Below are 17,569 nucleotides of genomic sequence, written 5' to 3'. Positions count from 1 at the left end.
TTATTACTTTCGCATTCTTGAAATTGTCAATTGTTTGAAAAACGAATGAATCAATCCCGAAATCCAACGCCATATTTAGTTTTCAGTTTGCTGCTTATCGTGCTGGATCAGCTTTCTAAATTCCTGGTTTATAAATACATGGAACCTGGATTTTCCGGCCAGATCCCACTGATCGGCAATTGGCTGAAACTACATTATGTCCTTAATCCGGGGATGGCGTTCGGCATGCAGCTGGGGCACGAATATGGCAAGCTTTTTCTGACATTGTTCCGCCTTGTGGCCATGTGCGCCATTGGCTGGTATTTGATCCATTTGGCCCGTTCAGGTGCTTCAAAGGGATTGCTTTGGGCATTGTCAATGATACTTGCCGGCGCTGTGGGTAATGTGATCGACAGCACATTCTATGGCGTTTTGCTTAAAAATGCGCCTTACGGCTCTCCTACTCCCTGGTTTCATGGACAGGTTATTGACATGATTTTTGTTGATTTTTGGGAAGGGTTTATTCCGGAATGGATTCCTGTCTGGGGTGGACAATATTACTCTACACCAATCTTCAACATTGCCGATTCATGCATTTTCATCGGCGTATGCAGCATTCTAATATTCCAGGGAAGCTTTCACTCGGATCATTCAGATGATTCAGATCATAAAGATGAGGATGAAACGCCCGTTGAAACGTCAGTAAGCGCAACGGATGAGCCCACAGACATTCCTCCTTCCACTCCTGTTAAACTGGAAGATGACGAAACGAAAAAAGAGAGCTAAGGCTCTCTTTTTTCGTTTGATATGATCTTGATTTTAATTCTCTTCTTTGGTCAGCGGCACGAAATCCTTGAAGGACTTTTTCAGTGCAGCATCTGTGGCTTCCTTCTTGCTTTCCCAATTCGCATCCAGTTCCAATGCTACCAAACCACTCAGGTTCATAAGCGCTTTGAATTCGTCGAGTTTACGGATAAAATCAGGTGTCCTCCGCGCAGATTTCTGAGCATATTCACGGGCAAAAACATCTCCCTTATTTTGCAGCTCATTTTTCTTTTGCAATACGTAATTGAAACGATCTAACAGTCCGTTCGTGGACTTACCGATCACCTCAGTTGCCTCCAATGTTCCAACCGTCGCAACCGTCGTCCCGCCAATGGTTGTAATGTAACCCCGGGCTTTTCCCTTATCGTCTGTAAACTGTGGCGCCAGCCCGGTCGTTGCTCCTAGCGAAGCATTTAGCAAGGATCTGCTCCTCTTCCCGCGTTTCGCTTTGGAATATGCTTTTTTCAGGTAAATTTCCTTCTCCTGCATTTGCTCCAGAAGCCCCCATGCATTCACGAGTGCGCCCTTGTATAAGCCGTACACATACGCGTCACGAAGACTTTCATCCACAGTGTTTTTGATCACAAAGCGGATCGTCTTCTCCTTTTTGTTCTGCGCCTTGTCCATCACGTAAAAAATGATGTTAAAGGAAAGAGTATCAAACGGATCTTTTACAAAATCATAACCCGGCTCCCATATGAACTCGTAACTGGTAGGCGCGTTTTTTACCAAAGCTTCCTTGGGAACATTCTTATTTTCAGAAATGAATGCGAATGTGGAAATGTCGTCTTCTCCGTTTGGATCCGACAATGCGAACCGCAGGTTAATGCGGTTGTTTTCCGCGCTCCTGATCGTGGAAACCTGTGGCACAATCGTAAAGTCCGGTGCCAGGTCCATTTGCGTAATGTTCAATCGCAACCTCCCTTTTGTCCGCTCCTTGGACGGCTGATCTTCTACATAAAACTCAACATACTTAGGAGATTCCTTCAAGATGTTAAACTGCTTGGTAGAAGGCTCCCAGACAATTTCACCTGCTGCCGAAAGCTTCATTCCCTCAGGCATTTCTTCCAGAATGGGAACAAAAACAACGGGATCACCATCCGGATCACGGACAGAGTTCATATCGATCTGATAGGTGTTCTGAGTTCTGTATTGAATGTAGAAAGGCTTTAATTCGTCAACTTGCGGAGGCCGGTTCACGTGCATGACTTTAAAAACCACCTCGCGGGAAGCACTTTCACCCGATGTGCTCTGTGCTTCAAACACAACCGGAAAGGATTTCGAAGTATTGATACGGTCAGCAATGTCGTAACCCGGAGTCCAGATGAAATGCCCGAGCGAGTCAAACTTCATCTCTTTAAGATAACCGGTAGAAATACTATATCGCACAGAATCGCTTTTTCCACCTTTGGTCTGAAGATGAAAATTGATCTCCTTCCCTTCACTCAGCACATTCCATTCGGATTCATTCGGGAAAACAATCTGCAAGGGGCCTGTTGCAGAACTCTTCATATTATCCTGCCCCTGCGCCTTTGAGAATAAGAAAACGGCCGTCAGAAGTATCAGTATTTTATGAATATGCTTTGTAATCATAACTTCCAAAATATAATTAATTCCATGTGTCGAGAAACCCTTTGAGTCTAACGCAAAACTAGCAAATACTATATAGAAAAGCGTTTTGAATAATTTTTAAATTGATATTTGAAAACGGAAGCCCGGCTAATCAGATTGATTTTGGACATTTCAAATAATAGTGCAGTGTAAAAACGTCGGCCTTGCTAAATACAAATACCGGAGGGAGCCATTTTAAAGACTACCCTCCGGTATTTTAAGTTCAATGAAGCTGCTACTATTTTTTCTTTGGCGTCGTAGCCGCAGGTGTTGTAGCTGGTGCTGCTGCGCCTGTTTTTGCAGGTGCTGCTACTGGTGCAGCTGTTCCTGGCTTCGCTGCCGCAGGAGCTGCTGCTTCGATTTTGTCAGGATCCACACCCAATTTTCTAAGGATAAGATTGGTTGCATTGTTGTCTTCAGAAGCTGCAAACAAGATGATCGGTGTTGTTCCAGCACCTGCATCCATGTTCAGGATGTAAAGGAATCCGCTTTCTTTTCCAACTTCCTGGATAGCGTTGTTAACCTTCGTCAAGATCGGCTCAAGCAATTGTTGCTGCTTAGTCTGCAAAGACGTCTGAGCATTGTTTTGCATTTCCTGAATTCTTGTTTGCAGGTTTTGCAATTCCTTTTCTTTATCTGCACGGATGACATCAGTCATGTTAGCGCCATTTTTCTGATAGGCTTCATACTTCTCCTGTGCTTCCTTGTATGTTTCTCCTAATGCTTTATCCAACTGAGCCTTTGTAACTTCAAGCTGGTTCTGCATTACTTTACTTTCTGGTAACTTGCCAATTATATAATCAACATTAGTATAACCGATTTTAGTAAGTCCGCTTGCAGGAGTTGTTTGTGCTAACAGAGGGGTTGTAATAATGGTCATTACGACCAAAAAAGCTATCAATTTTTGTTTCATTGCTTTGTTACTTAAGTTTACTGTTTGTACTTTTTTGTTTTGGTGAGTTTTGTGTCGGGGCCTGTACGGGTGGCTGCTCTGCCTTTCCTACTTTCTCTTCCGCAGCTGCTTTTGTTGCCTTTGGATTAATACCAAGCTCCTCCATCACATAATCCGAGTAATCGTGCTTGGGATTTGTATAAAGCATGCCTACATCGCTGGACTTATCAAACATAAAATCGAGCCGGCGCTGGCTGCAAACTTTGGTAACTGCTCGCTGCACTTTTTCAAGGACGGGCTTCATCAATTCTTTCTTCTTCTGAAACAGAAGTCCTTCCATGCCGAAGATCTTACTATTGTATTCTCCGGCTTCGAGTTCTTTTTCCTTAATCTCGCTCTGTCTTTTCCGTTTTAAGTCTTCGGTGAGCAGGATCTCCTCAGCCATATAAGCACGCTGCATGCGATCGACTTCTAGAAATTTATCCTGGATCTCTTTGGCCCACTTGTCAGAGAACTTCTTCATCTCTGTTTGTGCCAATTGGTACTCAGGCATTTTACTGGTGATGAATTCCATGTCTGTGTAACCTATCTTTTGCGCCCAGGACGCTGATCCACATAGAATTGACAAAACTAGTAAAATAAAAAACTTCTTCATGCCAGGGAGCTAATAATTTGCAAACTTCTTAACGAAACTACAATCAGAAATATTATCTGATCTGCTGACCAATCGTAAAATGGAATTGTGGTCCGCTTCGTTTCTGTTCTCCCTGAATTTTATCAAAACCGTAACCCCAGTCAATTCCCAGAAGTCCGAATGCAGGCATAAATATACGTGCTCCTACCCCTGCTGAACGTTTCAAGTCGAATGGGTTGAACTCTTTATATGTTCCCCAGTTATTTCCACCTTCTGCGAAACCTAATATAAAGATCGTCGCTTGCGGGTTGAGTGAAACCGGGTAACGAAGCTCCATTACATATTTGTTATACACAATTCCACCTCCTGATGCCGGGAAGCCCTGCTCGTTCTGTGGTCCTACTTTCTGATCCTGGTAACCGCGCAAACCGATAATGTCCTGGTCAGCAAGTGAGAATGAACCTTGACCTGCCAGACCGGATCCACCCACGATAAAGCGGCCGAACGGGCTGTAACCAACTTTGTCTCCGTAAGCTCCGAGGAAACCCATGTGCGTACGAGCGCTCAATACAAGCTTTCCTGTGATAGTTGCATAATAGCTGGCGTCAAACATCCATTTGTGATATTCTACCCAACGATATGTGTCGGTCTTGTCTGTGAAAGTCTTCTTCCTGAATGCTGAATAAGGCGGCGTGAATGTTCCGCTCAAAGAAATGTTGCTTCCGTTTCTTGGGAATTGGAAATCACTAAGGGTATTTCTGGATATCGTTGTGTTGAACGAAATATTGTTTGATACACCATTGCTATACCCAATCCGGAATATATCAAGATCATCCAGTCTGTATCGCTGATAGGACAGCGAATGGGTCATAACAAGATTGCGATCCGGTTCCTTAAGACGGCGACCAAGCGATAAAGTAATTCCATTATTGAAATACCCGCCGCGGTAGCTCAGACCTCCGTTACCTTGGCCCAAATTGTTATAAAAAGAACGTGGATCTGTCATCCGGTAAACTGTGCGCTGTAAGGACACACCAAAGTTGATAGGTTTCTTGCCGCCAAGCCATGGTTCACTGAATGATAGCGAGTAGGTCTGATACTGCTTCCCGTTCGCCTGGAAACGCAACGATAGTTTCTGACCGTCACCAGAAGGCAATGGCCGCCAGGTTTCACGGTTAGGGATGTTTTTCAGTGAGAAGTTATTAAAAACCAATCCAAGCGTTCCAACGAAACCAATGTATCCACCCCATCCACCGGATAACTCGATCTGGTCAGAAGGTTTTTCTTCCACAGTGTATTCGATATCCACCGTTCCGTCCTGCTGGTTGGGGATCGGGTTGATCTGGATTTTTTCGGGGTCGAAATAGCCCATTTGGGATAATTGACGCTGCGTGTTGATAATCTCTGTTTTACTGAATTTCTGTCCTGGCAATGTAAAGAGTTCCCTTAACACCACGCGGTCGCTGGTTTTGGTGTTACCATTCAGCAAAATGCGATTGATCGTGGCTTGCTTTCCTTCGAACATTCTTAATTCAACGTCGATAGAATCGCCTTCAACAGCCTTTTCAGTAGGCTCGATGCGGAAATACAGGTAACCGTCGTCCATATAAATGGAGCTAACGTCGGCACCAGGGATACCATTGATTTTTTTGTCTAGTTCTTCGGGATTGTAAACGTCGCCCTTCTTCACACCCAGACGCTCACCCAGGTAAGCCGATGTATAAAGGTAATTTCCTGACCAGGTGATGTCGCGATAGAAATACTTGGTTCCCTCGTCAATTTTCATGACAATGCTGATCGTTTCATCACCATTTTTAATGGAGTCGAATTCAATCGTTGCATCGCGGTAACCGTTTTTACGATAATAGGCAATGAGTTTTTCCTTGTCTTCGTCGTATTTTTTAGGAATATATTTGGATGGGTTGAAAAGACGGCCAATTCTTTTCTGCTTGGTGCCTTTCATTTTGCGTTTGAGGATTTTATCGCTCACCGCCGTATTTCCCTGAATGTCGATCTCCTCGATCTTAACCTTCTTTCCTTTTGTAATGGTGAAGTTAAGCGTAGCCTGTCCGCGCGTTGAATCAGGGATTTGCAACACCTTTACTTTCGTGTTGTAAAACCCTTTATCCATGTAATACTTTTTAATAACAAGCTGGGTGTTCTTGATTACGGTTGGCGTAATAACGCGCCCTTTGATCAATTTCACCTTATCATTCAGTGTTTCGCGCTCGCCTTTGCGGATGCCTGAGAAGGAAACTTTGTAGAGTCTTGGACGCTCTTTAATGTGAATGTTCAGCCAGATCTTTTCGCCTTCCACTTTCGTAGCAATGATCTCAACATCATTCAATGTTCCGAAGTCCATCATTCTTCTGATCGACGACGGGATTGCTGGTCCAGGAACGCGGATTTTATCGCCAGGTTTCAAGCCTGAGATGGAAACCATGGAATTAGGGTCCAGGAACTGGGTTCCTGAAACAGTCACTTCTGCAATTGTAAATTCTTTTGGATTAGCCGGGTCAATGCCCAAATTGGCGGCAGCAGAAGCAGGTTTTGATCCCGCAGCTCCCAGCCCGACCTTTTGTGCATTTGCTGAAAAACACCAGCAAAGCAGGATCAATGCTAAAATACTTTTGAGGTGTGCTAATGATCTATTCAAATTTTTCACAAGGTTCATATTATTACTTAGCACTATTCGCTTTGATTTGTTCACCAGTTTTGCCAAAACGACGCTCTCTGTTTTGAAAGGCGGCAATCGCTTCATATAAATGTTCCCGCCTGAAATCCGGCCAGAAAAGGTTTTCGTAAAAATACAGCTCGGCGTAAGCAAGCTGCCATAAAAGGAAATTGCTGATCCTGTGATCACCGCCTGTGCGCAGCATCAGGTCCACTTCCGGACGGTTTTGGGTTGCCAGTTTCGCAGCCAGCATTTCTTCGTTGATCTCATCCGGTGCAATCACACCATTCTTTACATCCTCCGCAATCTTCCTCGCAGCCTGGGTAATGTCCCATTTTCCGCTGTAACCCAGCGCCAGGATCAGGTTAAGGCCTGTATTTGCCTTTGTAGCCTCAACAGCTTCCGCCAATGTTCTGCGGCAGCTCTTTGGCAGACTTTCCGTGTCACCGATCGTGTCCAGCTTTACATTGTTCTTGAGCATAGTAGGCAGCTCATTTCCAATAGACTGAACCAGTAATTCCATCAAAGCCCTTACTTCAAACTCGGGACGGGCCCAGTTTTCGGTGGAAAATGCATAAAGTGTCAAAAACCCGACACCTAATTCCGCACAACCTTCGGTTACTTCCCTAACGGCCTTTATCGCGTTGCGATGGCCGAAAATGCGCGCTGCTCCCTGGTTTTGGGCCCATCTTCCGTTACCGTCCATGATAACGGCGATGTGCTTTGGCAGATTGCCCGTATCAATGAGCTCCTTCATTATTCCTGACCCCTTTAACCTTTTTTAACAAAAACAAAATGAACTACAGCGAGGATCTTTTCAAGTAAGATCAAAATTTAAAACTTCCCGCTTTTTTAAAGGGATCACTTTGTACATCATGATACGCAGGAATGCAGCATTCTGTGTCGAAAACTAAAAAAATATTAGTCTTAGCTTCGTCTCAAATTGCTATAAACCTTCTGATGAACAGTTGATTAACCTCAAAAATAGTAATGGAATTTAAAATCAGGGCGCAATTTAGGAATAAGTATGCCCTCTTCAAAATCATTATTTTGTGTCCGGGGACGTAGTAACCCGATTAATTATCAAGAAGATGGCGGATTGCTTCTCCGTATGTGCTGCCGCTTGTGAGCTGGGATGCCTTGCGGTCGCGCATGATAATGACATACTTGCTGTTGAAATGTTTTTGGATTTCTTTGATGTGGTGGGAATTAACGATCCCGGCGCGGCTAATGCGCAGATATTGCTTGGGAAGCTTCTCTTCCAGGGATGTCAGCGTATAATTGAGCAGATATTTTTGTCCGTCTAATGTGTTTAAAAAAACATACTTTTCCTCTGCTTCGAAATGGGTGATCTCGGTCAGCGGAATGAGCAAGATCCGGTCGCCTGATTTCACCGACAATGAGAAGATCTCTCTTTTCGGTTTCATTTCCTCTAACAGCCTGAGCAGGTTTTCGGAATAGGGATTTACCGTGGCGAGATTGTTGGCGCCTGCTTTGGTAATGTTGCGGATCTTCTCAATGGTCTTAATCAGCCGGTCATTCTCGACCGGTTTCAGCAAATAGTCAACAGAATTTTCCTCAAAAGCACGGATCGCATACTGATCGTAGGCCGTTGAAAATATCACCAGCGGCATCTTGGTCAGCTTAGCGAGCATTTCGAAACCATTTAAAAGGGGCATTTCAATGTCCAGGAAGATGATATCAGGACTATGCTTGTCAATCTCGACCAACCCTTCTGCGCCGTTCTTTGCTTCGGATACAATGGTGAAAACATCATTGTGCTTTTCCAAAAGCCTTCGAAGCCGGCTTAATGCCAGCGGCTCGTCATCTATGAGGATCGTTTTCAGCGGGAATTGGGTCATGGCCTTGATGTTGATTTTGTATAATAGCAGATTTTTGAATCGAAATGTTGACCGATTTGCGCGGCTCATTATGCAGTTCCAGACGCGCCGCATCGCCATAAAGCAATTTTAATTTGTCCTGAATGCTCCTCATTCCATATCCGGCGCCCATGGTCTCGGAAAACGGCGGGCCATTGTCGTGCACACATAAATGCAGCCACTCGTCTTCTTCGTAAATGCGGACCACAATTGCGCCTTGTTCGGCCAGCTTGGCAACGCCGTGCTTGATTGCGTTTTCCACGATGGGCTGTAAAATGAATTTGGGCACATGCAATTCTTTTAATGTGGGATCGGTCACCTCGACGGTAAATCTGAGGCGCTCCCCAAACCGAACTTTCTCCACCTGCAAATAAGTGGCAACCATTTCCAGTTCATTCTCGATTGTATCAAAGTAATCGTTCGTTTTTCTTCCGGTCGTGTATCTGAACAGTTTGGAAAGCAAAAGTGTCATTTCCTCGGCCTTATCAGGATCCTCATGGACGAGGCTGGCAATGCTGTTTAAGGAGTTGTATAAAAAATGAGGGTTAATGCGTGCCTGCAATGCGTCCAGTTCGGCGCGGGTTTTCAGCTTTTCCAGGTTTAGTAGTTGAAATTCCTGATCGGAAATCTTCCTGGAAATCTGTTTGCCTTCGCGGCTCAGAAAGTAGAAAATATTAGCAACAATGATCGGGCCCCACATATACCAATACCAGGGCGCATTCTGTGCTGCTTCATTGGGATAAAGATTCCTGTAATTGTCTACCAGCGTTACGCCAAAAAGAAAATAGACGGCTATTGCAAGCAAATTGTTCATTATGAGCACGATTACGGACAAAATTACGTGCCTAAGAATGGTTCGGGTGATGAAAACGTCGAGCCATATTGTGATTCCCTGGGTTAGCAGAATGGTAAAAACCCCCGCTATAACATTTTGGGAAACCAGATATTGATACAGCTTGATCCGGACGGGCTCATTGGTGAAGTAGATTTCAGCAGTAAAATAAGAGATCGCATTTATCCCGTATAACACTGTGGCACCCAGGATAACAGCGACCACTGTCCCTATCCAACCCTGGTTTTGAATGATGCCAATGAGGTTAAGATCACGCCAGTTAAATGATTTTTCTTGTGAGGTAAAACTGAAATTGGCCCCCTCCACCCTGGCGCCTGTGAGGTCAACATCGGTTAAGCTGCTGAAACTCAAATCGGCATTGCGCAGGTCGGAGTTCCGGAATGTGGTGCGGTCCAATGCAGCGAAACGAAGCTTTGCATTGCGCAGGTTAGCGCCATCGAAATTGATGTCTTTAAGACTTGAAAAGCTAAAATCCGCATTTTCAAGGTCCATATTACTAAAATCCCTTCCATCGAGTGATGATGCCGTCATTCGCAGACGCTTCGTTCCTTTTTCGTTCATAATTTAAGTGAAACGCAATGTTACTGATTAGTCCGGGCTAGCATCCATTCTGTTCCTGATTCGTCAATCGATCCAGCATCCTTTAATAAGGCGCTGGTTTTCTCCGGATACTTAAAATAAAAAAGCTTCATGGCTAATAGACTTGTGTTACTTGTTTACACAAATCTATCAGCCATGAAGCCCTATGGTAAGCGTTTTCCGACGAACTGCTCATTTCGAATGTATGAACGCCGTTGCGGCCGGAATGAAGAAGGAAGCTTAAAGCTCTTCCACAGTAATATTTTTCCAACGCACTTTAATGCCGCCGCCATCGTGGATCTGCAATGCTATTGAACCGTCTCCGGCGCCAATTTTAGCATCGGTAAAATCAACCATTTGATTACCATTAAGATAGGTTTTAACATTATCCCCTACCGCGCGGATTCTTAATGTGTTCCACTCGCCCATTTTCAGGAAACCTTCTTTTTCATCCGGGATCTGCACCAGCCAGTTACGACCGTAAGATTCGTAAATGCCGCCAGTGTCATGATTTGGTGGCGCCACTTCAACCTGCCAGCCCGAAACTTTCGTTCCTGTAACCGTAGAGCGGAAAAACACGCCGCTATTGCCATTTGCTTCTTGCTTGAATTGCAGGGAGAGGTCAAAATTCTTGTAAAACTTGTCGGTGGTGAGGTAGCCATATTGTTTATCCGGCCCGCTTTCGCAGATCAGTTCACCATTTTCTACATACCATTTTTCGGTCCCGTTAACTTTCCAGCCGCTCAGATCTTTCCCGTTAAATAACTTAACAGGCTTTTTCAGGGGCGCGGGAACGGGTGCTGTGAATACAAAAAATGCGGAGTTCAGTAACAATATAGTCGCACAGAGCACTATAAGTTGTCGAAGTTTTAACATAATAAATTGGGGGTTAGGATTAAAAAAAATTCAATTAGAATTCCGTCAAAATACATTTTCCATTAGTTTTACGGAAATTAACCAATTGGAAAGCTATGAAAAAAAACCGTTTTGTAGGGCGTTGTCTGGCATTTTTTTTACTTGCAGTGCTGCCATCAGGAGTAATTATTTCCTGCACTGAGAAGAGTGAAGACATAGTAAAGGGCAAAACGATTACAGAAGTCATCATGGAGAATGAGCGTTTCAGTATTCTGAAAGATCTTATGCTCTATGCCAAGATGAGCGACGGATTGCGGACCGGTGAAGTAACTTTTTTTGCACCTGACAATGCTGCCTTTGGCCGTGCCAATATTTTCTCTTCCTCTGTGTTGACCGCGATGCCGGAAGATTCGGTTCGAAAACTTATCAATAACCACATTCTTGGAAAACAGCGGCTTGATTATAAGAGTCTTAAAGAAGAAAAGAAGAAGGCGATTGGAGGCAAAGAACTGAGCATTACCAAAAGGGACAGCATTTTTTCTGTAAACAGAGCGGACATTGTCGTTTCTGATATCAGCGCTGCAAACGGGGTGATCCACATTATCGACAGCCTTGCCGTAAAATGATATAAAAGAAGAAGCTTAAAAAAGATCGGCCCGGTTGAATGTTCAACCGGGCCGATCTTTTTTGCAACCATGATGTTTAGAATTGCTCGATATGGGCAAAGAAGAAGTTTCCTTCGATGGCAGCGTTCTCGTCGGAATCCGAACCGTGGATGGCGTTGGCTTCCATGGATTTTGCAAACAATTTGCGAATGGTGCCTTCGTCTGCATTGGCAGGATTGGTAGCACCGATCAAAGTACGGAAGTCCGCCACGCCGTTTTCCTTTTCGAGGATCATCGGAATGATCGGGCCGGAAGACATATATTTACATAAATCATTGTAAAAAGGACGCTCTTTGTGCACTGCATAAAATTCTCCGGCACGTTCCGCGCTAAGCTGAGTTTTTTTAACAGCTACAATCCGGAACCCGGCCTCTTCAATCATTTTGATAATGGCTCCGGAATGTCCGTCCTTAACGGCATCCGGCTTAATCATTGTGAATGTTCTATTTGTTGGCATACTGTTGGCTGGAATTTATTTGCTGCAAAACTATGCATTTTTTCATTTTATATCCTCGCGCTTCGGTTTGCGCGGTGGCGCGCATGTTAAAACATAGCCTGATAACCAGCCTTTAGGGCACAACATTGAGCAAATCCCAACAGTTTTATTAATTTTGTGGGCTGAATACGAACCGAATTTTCTTCCTTCCGAATTAAGTAACTGTGAATCAAACCGTTGAAGAGCTTAGCTCTTTTTTATCCCACCCCCAAAAAATCATCATTACGATGCATCGTGACCCTGACGCTGACGCGCTGGGATCGTCATTGGGCTGGGCAAGTTATTTAATTAAAAAAGGACATGAAGTTACAGTCATCAGTCCGACGGATTACACGGCTAATTTACGTTGGTTGTCTGGCATTGAGCATGTTCTGGTTTACGAAAAGCAGGCGGATCAGGTTAAATGCAAGGAGAAAATTGCAAATGCTACATTAATATGCTGCCTGGACTTCTCAGCGCTTTCCAGACTTAAAGATTTGGGACGGATTGTGGAAGAAGCCACTGCGCCGAAATTAATGGTAGACCATCACCTTGAACCCGAGCATTTTGCAAAATGGATGGTTTGGGATACTTATGCTGCTGCTACGGCACAGCTTATTTACAAACTGATCAAAGAACTGGAAAATAATGCGCCGGTTACTGAGATCTTCGACATCCCCATGGCTGAATGCTTGTACGCCGGAATAATGACGGATACAGGCTCATTCAGACACGGAAATGTTACGCCCGAGGTTCATCTGGCCGTTGCTGACCTGATGCTCACGGGATTTGATTCCAGCCGTGTGCACCGACTTATTTACGACAATGCGCCACTCTCGCGTTTGCAATTTCTAGGTTACGTGCTCTCCCAGAAATTAGTGGTTTTACCCGAATACAGAACCGCCTACATGGTTTTGACGGAAGCGGAACTGCAAAAATTCAATTCCAGCACGGGAGAAACCGAGGGAATCGTTAATTACGGTTTGCAGGTTGAAAACGTAGTAATGTCTGCTATGTTCATTGAAAGAAAAGGTGAAGTGAAAATTTCATTCCGTTCGGTAGGCACATTCTCGGTGAGAGACCTGGCGAGCACCTATTTCAATGGCGGCGGACACAAAAATGCATCTGGCGGAAGATCGGAACAATCAGTGCATGATACAGTTGCCACTTTTTTAAATATTCTTCCGGAATACCAACAAGAACTTTTAAACGTTGACTAAGCTTAAATTTTACTTCAAAAATCACATCATAATCTTTCCAATTAACACAATCCAATGAATTTAAAATCAATAGGTTACGCAATGGGCGTAACTATTCTAGCAGCGGCTTGCAACCAACATAAGACGCAGGTTACTGAATCCGGACTGAAATACCAGATTTTCGAGCACGAAGATGAAGCGAGAAAAGCCAAATTGGGAGACATTATGACATTCCACTTTGTGTTGAAAAACGGCAGCGATTCTACGCTTCGTGATACATATAAAGAAGGTACACCGCAAAAAATGGTTTTGCAGGCTCCTCAGTACAAAGGCAGTTTTGAAGAAGGACTTGCTTTGCTTGCAGCGGGAGACAGTGCTAAAATATCGATCAATGCAGATTCAATGTTTGCAAAAATCGGCCAGCCTATGCCTCCTATGATCAAAAAAGGATCTGATCTGAGCTTCACCGTGAAAGTGGTTAGTGTGCTTACGCCTGAGGAATTCCAGAAACAACTTGCCGAAGCCGGTTCCAAGCAAAAAGCGATCGATACGAAAATAATTGACGATTATATCGCAAAAAATAACCTGAAAGGAAAAGCGCAGAAGACAGCATCTGGCCTGGCTTATGTGGATGCCGTTCCAGGAACGGGCGACAGCCCAAAAGCAGGTGACAATGTAAAAGTGCATTACACAGGAAAATTGCTCGACGGCAAAGTATTTGACAGCTCACAGACTGGCGGCCGCGGTCCTATCGACTTCCAGGTTGGTGTGGGAATGGTTATTCCAGGTTGGGAAGAAGGCATTATGATGATGAAAAAAGGCGGAAAACGCACATTGATCATTCCATCTGGCCTTGCTTACGGAGCTGAGGGATCGCCGGGAGCCATTCCTGCAAACTCAGTTCTGCTATTTGACGTGGAATTGGTTGATTTCGGAAAGGCGCCAGCACAGCAACAGCCTGGCCTGCCAACAAGGTAATTACCAGATATGAATTAAAACGGCTGCTTCACAAGAGTAGCCGTTTTTTTGTGTAAAATGCATTTAGAACATAACATTATAGCATGAAACTTTGCTTTGCCACCAATAATTTGAATAAGTTAAAAGAGATACAAGCATTGCTCGGTGGCCAGTTTGAGCTTGTTACACTGAGCGACATTGGCTGTGAAGTAGACATTCCCGAGCCATTTGAAACAATCGCTGAAAATTCCGCTGCTAAGGCGCGATACGTCTGGGAACATTACGGCATCAATTGCTTTGCTGACGATACAGGACTGGAAGTCGCGGCGCTTAATGGCGAGCCCGGCGTTCATTCGGCCTATTATGCAGGGCCGCAGCGCGATGCTAATGATAACATGGATTTGCTGCTCAGCAAACTGGCTGCGCACAGTGACCGCAGCGCCCGGTTCCTGACTGTGATCACACTTGTGATGAACGGCGTCTATCAGCAGTTCGCAGGAACGGTTGAAGGTAACATTATCACCGAAAAGAGAGGCAGCAATGGCTTTGGTTATGATCCTGTATTTATGCCTGCTGATCTGGAGAGAACATTTGCCGAAATGACATTGGAAGAAAAATCACAGTTAAGCCACCGGGCACGCGCATTTGCCGGGCTGGTCAGCTTTTTGAAGCAACTATAATGTAACGAGTAAACATCATTTCTAAACAGCATTCAAATGGCGGACTTCAATGCAAGCGATTATCGCGTCGACGGGACCGAGAAATTCAGTATCAAAAAGGCCAAGACGCGCTTCAAGGACATTTACAAGGATAAGGAAGAATATGAATCCATGCAGGCGGAGTCGGCTAAGGAGCTGGATGTGCTGCAGAGTATGATGTACGCACATAATCGCTATGGCTTACTGGTCATATTTCAGGCGATGGACGCTGCCGGCAAAGATGGGACGATCAAACATGTGCTTGCAGGGGTGAATCCGGTGGGCGTGAAAATACATTCATTTAAAAGGCCTACGGAAACAGAACTGGAACATGATTATCTGTGGCGGAGTAATCTTGTGCTTCCTCAACGCGGAACGATCACGATCTTCAACCGCAGTTATTACGAGGAAGTGCTCGTTGCCAAAGTGAATCCCGAGATCATCACGCAATCGCAACGGCTGCCTGTTGAATTGACGGAGGACATGGAAAAGCTTTGGAAACACAGATATTCGGATATCCGGAACCTCGAAAAATATCTTTACAGAAACGGCATCCGGGTAATCAAGTTTTTCCTGAATGTGTCGAAGGAAGAACAAGCTTCGCGCCTTATTGAGCGGATAGAAGACCCTTCAAAAAACTGGAAATTTGAGGAGCAGGATGTGAAAGTGCGCGGGCAGTGGAATGAATATATGCAGGCTTACGAAGATTGCATTAATAACACTGCTACAAAGAAATCGCCTTGGTATGTCGTTCCGGCAGATGACAAAAAGAATCTGAGGCTGACAGTGGCCAACATTATCGTGGAAGAACTTAAAAAGATGGATATGTCTTATCCGGAATCAGGCCCTGAGCGGTCAGAAGAGCTGCATCACTTTATCGATGTGATTAATGCGCAGAACACTGAGGATTAAGCACAAAAAAGGCGGCTGAATAATCAGCCGCCTTTGATAGTTATGCATGGTGTGAATTCTAATTCTTATTTCTTGATAGTGAAGTTTCCACCACCAATTTTATAACCTTCTGCATACAATTCAACATTGTATTTCCCTGGACGGAATTGTGAGCTGTTGTCATACAACAATTCAACTTTCTGGTTATTGTTTTGGTAAGCAATAGACTCACGAGTTGTGAACTTAGATGGAGCTCCATCAACTTCAAACTCTCCTGATCCAGTTGCGTCATCTGCTACAACCGCTCCTTCTGGGTCAAGCACACGCACATAGATGTCTTTCGATTCTTGTGCTGTCAACTCATTTTCAGGAAGCGTGAATACCATTTTGATTTTGTCAACACGGCTTGCTTTGTACTCTTCTTTATCTTTCACTTTACCTCTTGAATTAACAGTAAGGATTTTCAGATTTGCAGCTTTCAGTGCAGCAGCCTTTGTTACTTTGTCGCTAAGCTCTTTGTTAGCAGCTGTAAAAGTTACTACTGAATCAGTAAGTTCAGCCTGACGTTGTACCAATTTCTCACGCTCGCTGGTCAAACTTCCAACGTGTGTGCTCAAAGAGTCGTTCGATGCAACCAATTTCTCGTTTTCAAGCTTCAATTGAGCGATCACCTCATCTTTCTCTACCAGGAATTTCTCGTATTCCTTGATTTTGCCAAGATACTTATTGGTCTCAACTCTCTTGCTTCTGCTGAAAGCTAATTTGTCTGCTTCCAGTTTTTCTTTAACCTTAGTCAACTCTGATACGTCACCACCTAGTTTTTCAATTTCAGCGATTTTCGCATCCAACACTGTCGAAATAGAATCTAATTTAGTTTTGGTCACAGCCAATTCTCTGGCTTTTTCAACAACCATTGTTTCCTGCTGAGTCAACTCATTTTTTTGAGTCGTAAACAAGTAGCCAAACATGGCCGTCGCAAGCCCAAGGACAACAACCATTGCCCAGGCGATACTTTGCTTATTCTTTTGTTCTTGTTCCATCGATTTAGAAAATTTATTAATGTGATTTAGTTGACATGTTGACAGGTTAAAAATTCACCTAGGGTCTACATGGATTTGATCTTAAAATCTCTATTTCTGTGCCGAATTGCCGATTCGGACCTATTACAGGCTATTATAACATTCAATTTTTATATAAATAATACTAAAAAAGAGGCTCAGTATCTTACTGAGCCTCTTTTTAAATTATGATTTTAAACTTAGAAAATTAGGGCTGAACGGCTGTATGGGGGCCGGTTAATTAGAAAATTGGGTAATGTTTACCCAAAGTATGGAGTTACAGTACAAACAAACATCATTTTAAAACCCGCTATAATCCTATTTTTGCTGTAATATCAAAAGACTTGCGGTCCATGAACAAAAGCTTTTGATAACCTTTAACCGAATAACCGGAAACTTCAAGGAGATTATTCCGTCTGCTAGATGTTAGTTCAATAAGCTTTTCTGAACTGTATATTCGGTTTTCAGAACGCAACAGTGCTTTTACCAACACAGGTTGCTGCGTCGCGCTATCCACTTTGATCATCAGATAACGCACTGGTAAGTTCTCTCCTTCCCTGATTTTATATTCGTAAACAGACGAATCACTTCGGGTCACCGAATAGCTTTTATTATATGCTGGCTTATTAATGTCGGCTTGCGCGAACAGTTCCAGCTCCTTTTTCCAGTTCGTCTCGATTTCAGCGCGCAGCTCTTTTTTCCCGTCCAGCTGAACAGTCTTGGCCACCTTAGGCTTCTTCTCGTTCAGATAAACGATTTGGTTTTCTACGAAGCCTTTGAGGTCATAGTATGCCTTCTTTTCGTTCGGATCCGTGACAGATTCCCGGCAAGCGCTTAACATTGT

17 protein-coding genes are annotated in these 17,569 nt (G+C 44.0%); 6 read left to right on the top strand and 11 right to left on the bottom strand.

The features are described 5' to 3' along the window. Nucleotides 1-45 precede the first annotated feature (45 nt). Entirely contained in the window at nt 46-765 is a 720-nt protein-coding gene (locus LZG74_RS03215; RefSeq protein WP_233795169.1) for a lipoprotein signal peptidase, read from the top strand. 33 nt (nt 766-798) lie between these two features. Here the strand turns inward: LZG74_RS03215 and LZG74_RS03210 are convergent, their stop codons facing one another. The 8 genes from LZG74_RS03210 to LZG74_RS03175 form a co-directional block, all read right to left on the bottom strand. Then, the gene (locus LZG74_RS03210; protein WP_233795168.1) at nt 799-2,397 is read right to left on the bottom strand and encodes a hypothetical protein; all 1,599 of its coding nucleotides are present in this window, start codon (nt 2,395-2,397) and stop codon (nt 799-801) included. Between the two features lie 256 nt (nt 2,398-2,653). Then, nucleotides 2,654-3,328 (bottom strand): OmpH family outer membrane protein, encoded by a 675-nt coding sequence (locus LZG74_RS03205; protein ID WP_026631270.1) that lies wholly within the window; start codon nt 3,326-3,328, stop codon nt 2,654-2,656. 7 nt (nt 3,329-3,335) lie between these two features. Next, entirely contained in the window at nt 3,336-3,962 is a 627-nt protein-coding gene (locus tag LZG74_RS03200; RefSeq protein ID WP_233795167.1) for an OmpH family outer membrane protein, read from the bottom strand. Between the two features lie 52 nt (nt 3,963-4,014). Continuing rightward, the gene (bamA, locus tag LZG74_RS03195) at nt 4,015-6,615 is read right to left on the bottom strand and encodes an outer membrane protein assembly factor BamA (protein WP_233795166.1); all 2,601 of its coding nucleotides are present in this window, start codon (nt 6,613-6,615) and stop codon (nt 4,015-4,017) included. A 4-nt stretch (nt 6,616-6,619) separates the two neighbouring features. After that, a complete protein-coding gene (locus LZG74_RS03190; protein ID WP_233795165.1) occupies nt 6,620-7,372 on the bottom strand; it encodes an isoprenyl transferase in 753 nt (250 codons plus the stop codon). 319 nt (nt 7,373-7,691) lie between these two features. After that, entirely contained in the window at nt 7,692-8,477 is a 786-nt protein-coding gene (locus LZG74_RS03185; RefSeq protein WP_233795164.1) for a LytTR family DNA-binding domain-containing protein, read from the bottom strand. Beyond that, a complete protein-coding gene (locus tag LZG74_RS03180) occupies nt 8,440-9,909 on the bottom strand; it encodes a histidine kinase (RefSeq protein ID WP_233795163.1) in 1,470 nt (489 codons plus the stop codon). The genes LZG74_RS03185 and LZG74_RS03180 overlap by 38 nt, the downstream gene beginning before the upstream one ends. Before the next feature lie 258 nt (nt 9,910-10,167). Beyond that, complete coding sequence (locus LZG74_RS03175; protein WP_233795162.1) at nt 10,168-10,803, bottom strand: DUF1080 domain-containing protein; 636 nt, start codon at nt 10,801-10,803, stop codon at nt 10,168-10,170. Between the two features lie 95 nt (nt 10,804-10,898). On the opposite strand from LZG74_RS03175, the gene LZG74_RS03170 reads away from it, so the two are divergent. Then, on the top strand, nt 10,899-11,408 hold the full coding sequence (locus tag LZG74_RS03170) for a fasciclin domain-containing protein (RefSeq protein ID WP_233795161.1): 510 nt from the start codon (nt 10,899-10,901) through the stop codon (nt 11,406-11,408). Between the two features lie 76 nt (nt 11,409-11,484). Here LZG74_RS03170 and LZG74_RS03165 read toward each other — a convergent pair whose 3' ends face one another. Next, nucleotides 11,485-11,904, bottom strand: a complete 420-nt coding sequence (locus LZG74_RS03165; RefSeq protein ID WP_026631263.1) for a nucleoside-diphosphate kinase — start codon at nt 11,902-11,904, stop codon at nt 11,485-11,487. A gap of 203 nt (nt 11,905-12,107) precedes the next feature. Between LZG74_RS03165 and LZG74_RS03160 the strand changes: the two genes are divergently transcribed. The 4 genes from LZG74_RS03160 to LZG74_RS03145 all read left to right on the top strand — a co-directional run bounded on the left by LZG74_RS03160 (nt 12,108) and on the right by LZG74_RS03145 (nt 15,688). Then, a complete protein-coding gene (locus LZG74_RS03160; RefSeq protein ID WP_233795160.1) occupies nt 12,108-13,142 on the top strand; it encodes a bifunctional oligoribonuclease/PAP phosphatase NrnA in 1,035 nt (344 codons plus the stop codon). Between the two features lie 54 nt (nt 13,143-13,196). After that, nucleotides 13,197-14,099, top strand: a complete 903-nt coding sequence (locus LZG74_RS03155) for an FKBP-type peptidyl-prolyl cis-trans isomerase (RefSeq protein WP_233795159.1) — start codon at nt 13,197-13,199, stop codon at nt 14,097-14,099. 83 nt (nt 14,100-14,182) lie between these two features. After that, entirely contained in the window at nt 14,183-14,758 is a 576-nt protein-coding gene (gene rdgB / locus LZG74_RS03150; RefSeq protein WP_233795158.1) for an RdgB/HAM1 family non-canonical purine NTP pyrophosphatase, read from the top strand. 36 nt (nt 14,759-14,794) lie between these two features. After that, nucleotides 14,795-15,688: a polyphosphate kinase 2 family protein gene (locus LZG74_RS03145; RefSeq protein ID WP_233795157.1), complete on the top strand. Its 894-nt coding sequence runs from the start codon at nt 14,795-14,797 to the stop codon at nt 15,686-15,688. A gap of 65 nt (nt 15,689-15,753) precedes the next feature. Here the strand turns inward: LZG74_RS03145 and LZG74_RS03140 are convergent, their stop codons facing one another. Beyond that, on the bottom strand, nt 15,754-16,707 hold the full coding sequence (locus tag LZG74_RS03140; protein WP_233795156.1) for a hypothetical protein: 954 nt from the start codon (nt 16,705-16,707) through the stop codon (nt 15,754-15,756). A 328-nt stretch (nt 16,708-17,035) separates the two neighbouring features. Further along, nucleotides 17,036-17,566 carry a hypothetical protein gene (locus tag LZG74_RS03135; RefSeq protein WP_233795155.1) on the bottom strand — a complete coding sequence of 177 codons (531 nt, stop codon included), beginning with the start codon at nt 17,564-17,566 and terminating at the stop codon, nt 17,036-17,038. Nucleotides 17,567-17,569 lie beyond the last annotated feature (3 nt).

The organism is Dyadobacter sp. CY327, from assembly GCF_021390415.1.
GTDB lineage: Bacteria > Bacteroidota > Bacteroidia > Cytophagales > Spirosomataceae > Dyadobacter > Dyadobacter chenhuakuii.
This window is presented reverse-complemented; position numbering and strand designations above follow the sequence as displayed.

Coding starts and splice junctions, on each gene's coding strand:
- LZG74_RS03170 (WP_233795161.1), top strand. CDS start 10,899: ATGAAAAAAAACCGTTTTGTAGGGCGTTGTCTGGCATTTTTTTTACTT.
- LZG74_RS03185 (WP_233795164.1), bottom strand. CDS start 8,477: ATGACCCAATTCCCGCTGAAAACGATCCTCATAGATGACGAGCCGCTG.
- LZG74_RS03200 (WP_233795167.1), bottom strand. CDS start 3,962: ATGAAGAAGTTTTTTATTTTACTAGTTTTGTCAATTCTATGTGGATCA.
- LZG74_RS03165 (WP_026631263.1), bottom strand. CDS start 11,904: ATGCCAACAAATAGAACATTCACAATGATTAAGCCGGATGCCGTTAAG.
- LZG74_RS03135 (WP_233795155.1), bottom strand. CDS start 17,566: ATGTTAAGCGCTTGCCGGGAATCTGTCACGGATCCGAACGAAAAGAAG.
- LZG74_RS03210 (WP_233795168.1), bottom strand. CDS start 2,397: ATGATTACAAAGCATATTCATAAAATACTGATACTTCTGACGGCCGTT.
- LZG74_RS03175 (WP_233795162.1), bottom strand. CDS start 10,803: ATGTTAAAACTTCGACAACTTATAGTGCTCTGTGCGACTATATTGTTA.
- LZG74_RS03180 (WP_233795163.1), bottom strand. CDS start 9,909: ATGAACGAAAAAGGAACGAAGCGTCTGCGAATGACGGCATCATCACTC.
- LZG74_RS03215 (WP_233795169.1), top strand. CDS start 46: ATGAATCAATCCCGAAATCCAACGCCATATTTAGTTTTCAGTTTGCTG.
- LZG74_RS03140 (WP_233795156.1), bottom strand. CDS start 16,707: ATGGAACAAGAACAAAAGAATAAGCAAAGTATCGCCTGGGCAATGGTT.
- LZG74_RS03205 (WP_026631270.1), bottom strand. CDS start 3,328: ATGAAACAAAAATTGATAGCTTTTTTGGTCGTAATGACCATTATTACA.
- LZG74_RS03155 (WP_233795159.1), top strand. CDS start 13,197: ATGAATTTAAAATCAATAGGTTACGCAATGGGCGTAACTATTCTAGCA.
- LZG74_RS03145 (WP_233795157.1), top strand. CDS start 14,795: ATGGCGGACTTCAATGCAAGCGATTATCGCGTCGACGGGACCGAGAAA.
- rdgB (WP_233795158.1), top strand. CDS start 14,183: ATGAAACTTTGCTTTGCCACCAATAATTTGAATAAGTTAAAAGAGATA.
- bamA (WP_233795166.1), bottom strand. CDS start 6,615: ATGAACCTTGTGAAAAATTTGAATAGATCATTAGCACACCTCAAAAGT.
- LZG74_RS03190 (WP_233795165.1), bottom strand. CDS start 7,372: ATGAAGGAGCTCATTGATACGGGCAATCTGCCAAAGCACATCGCCGTT.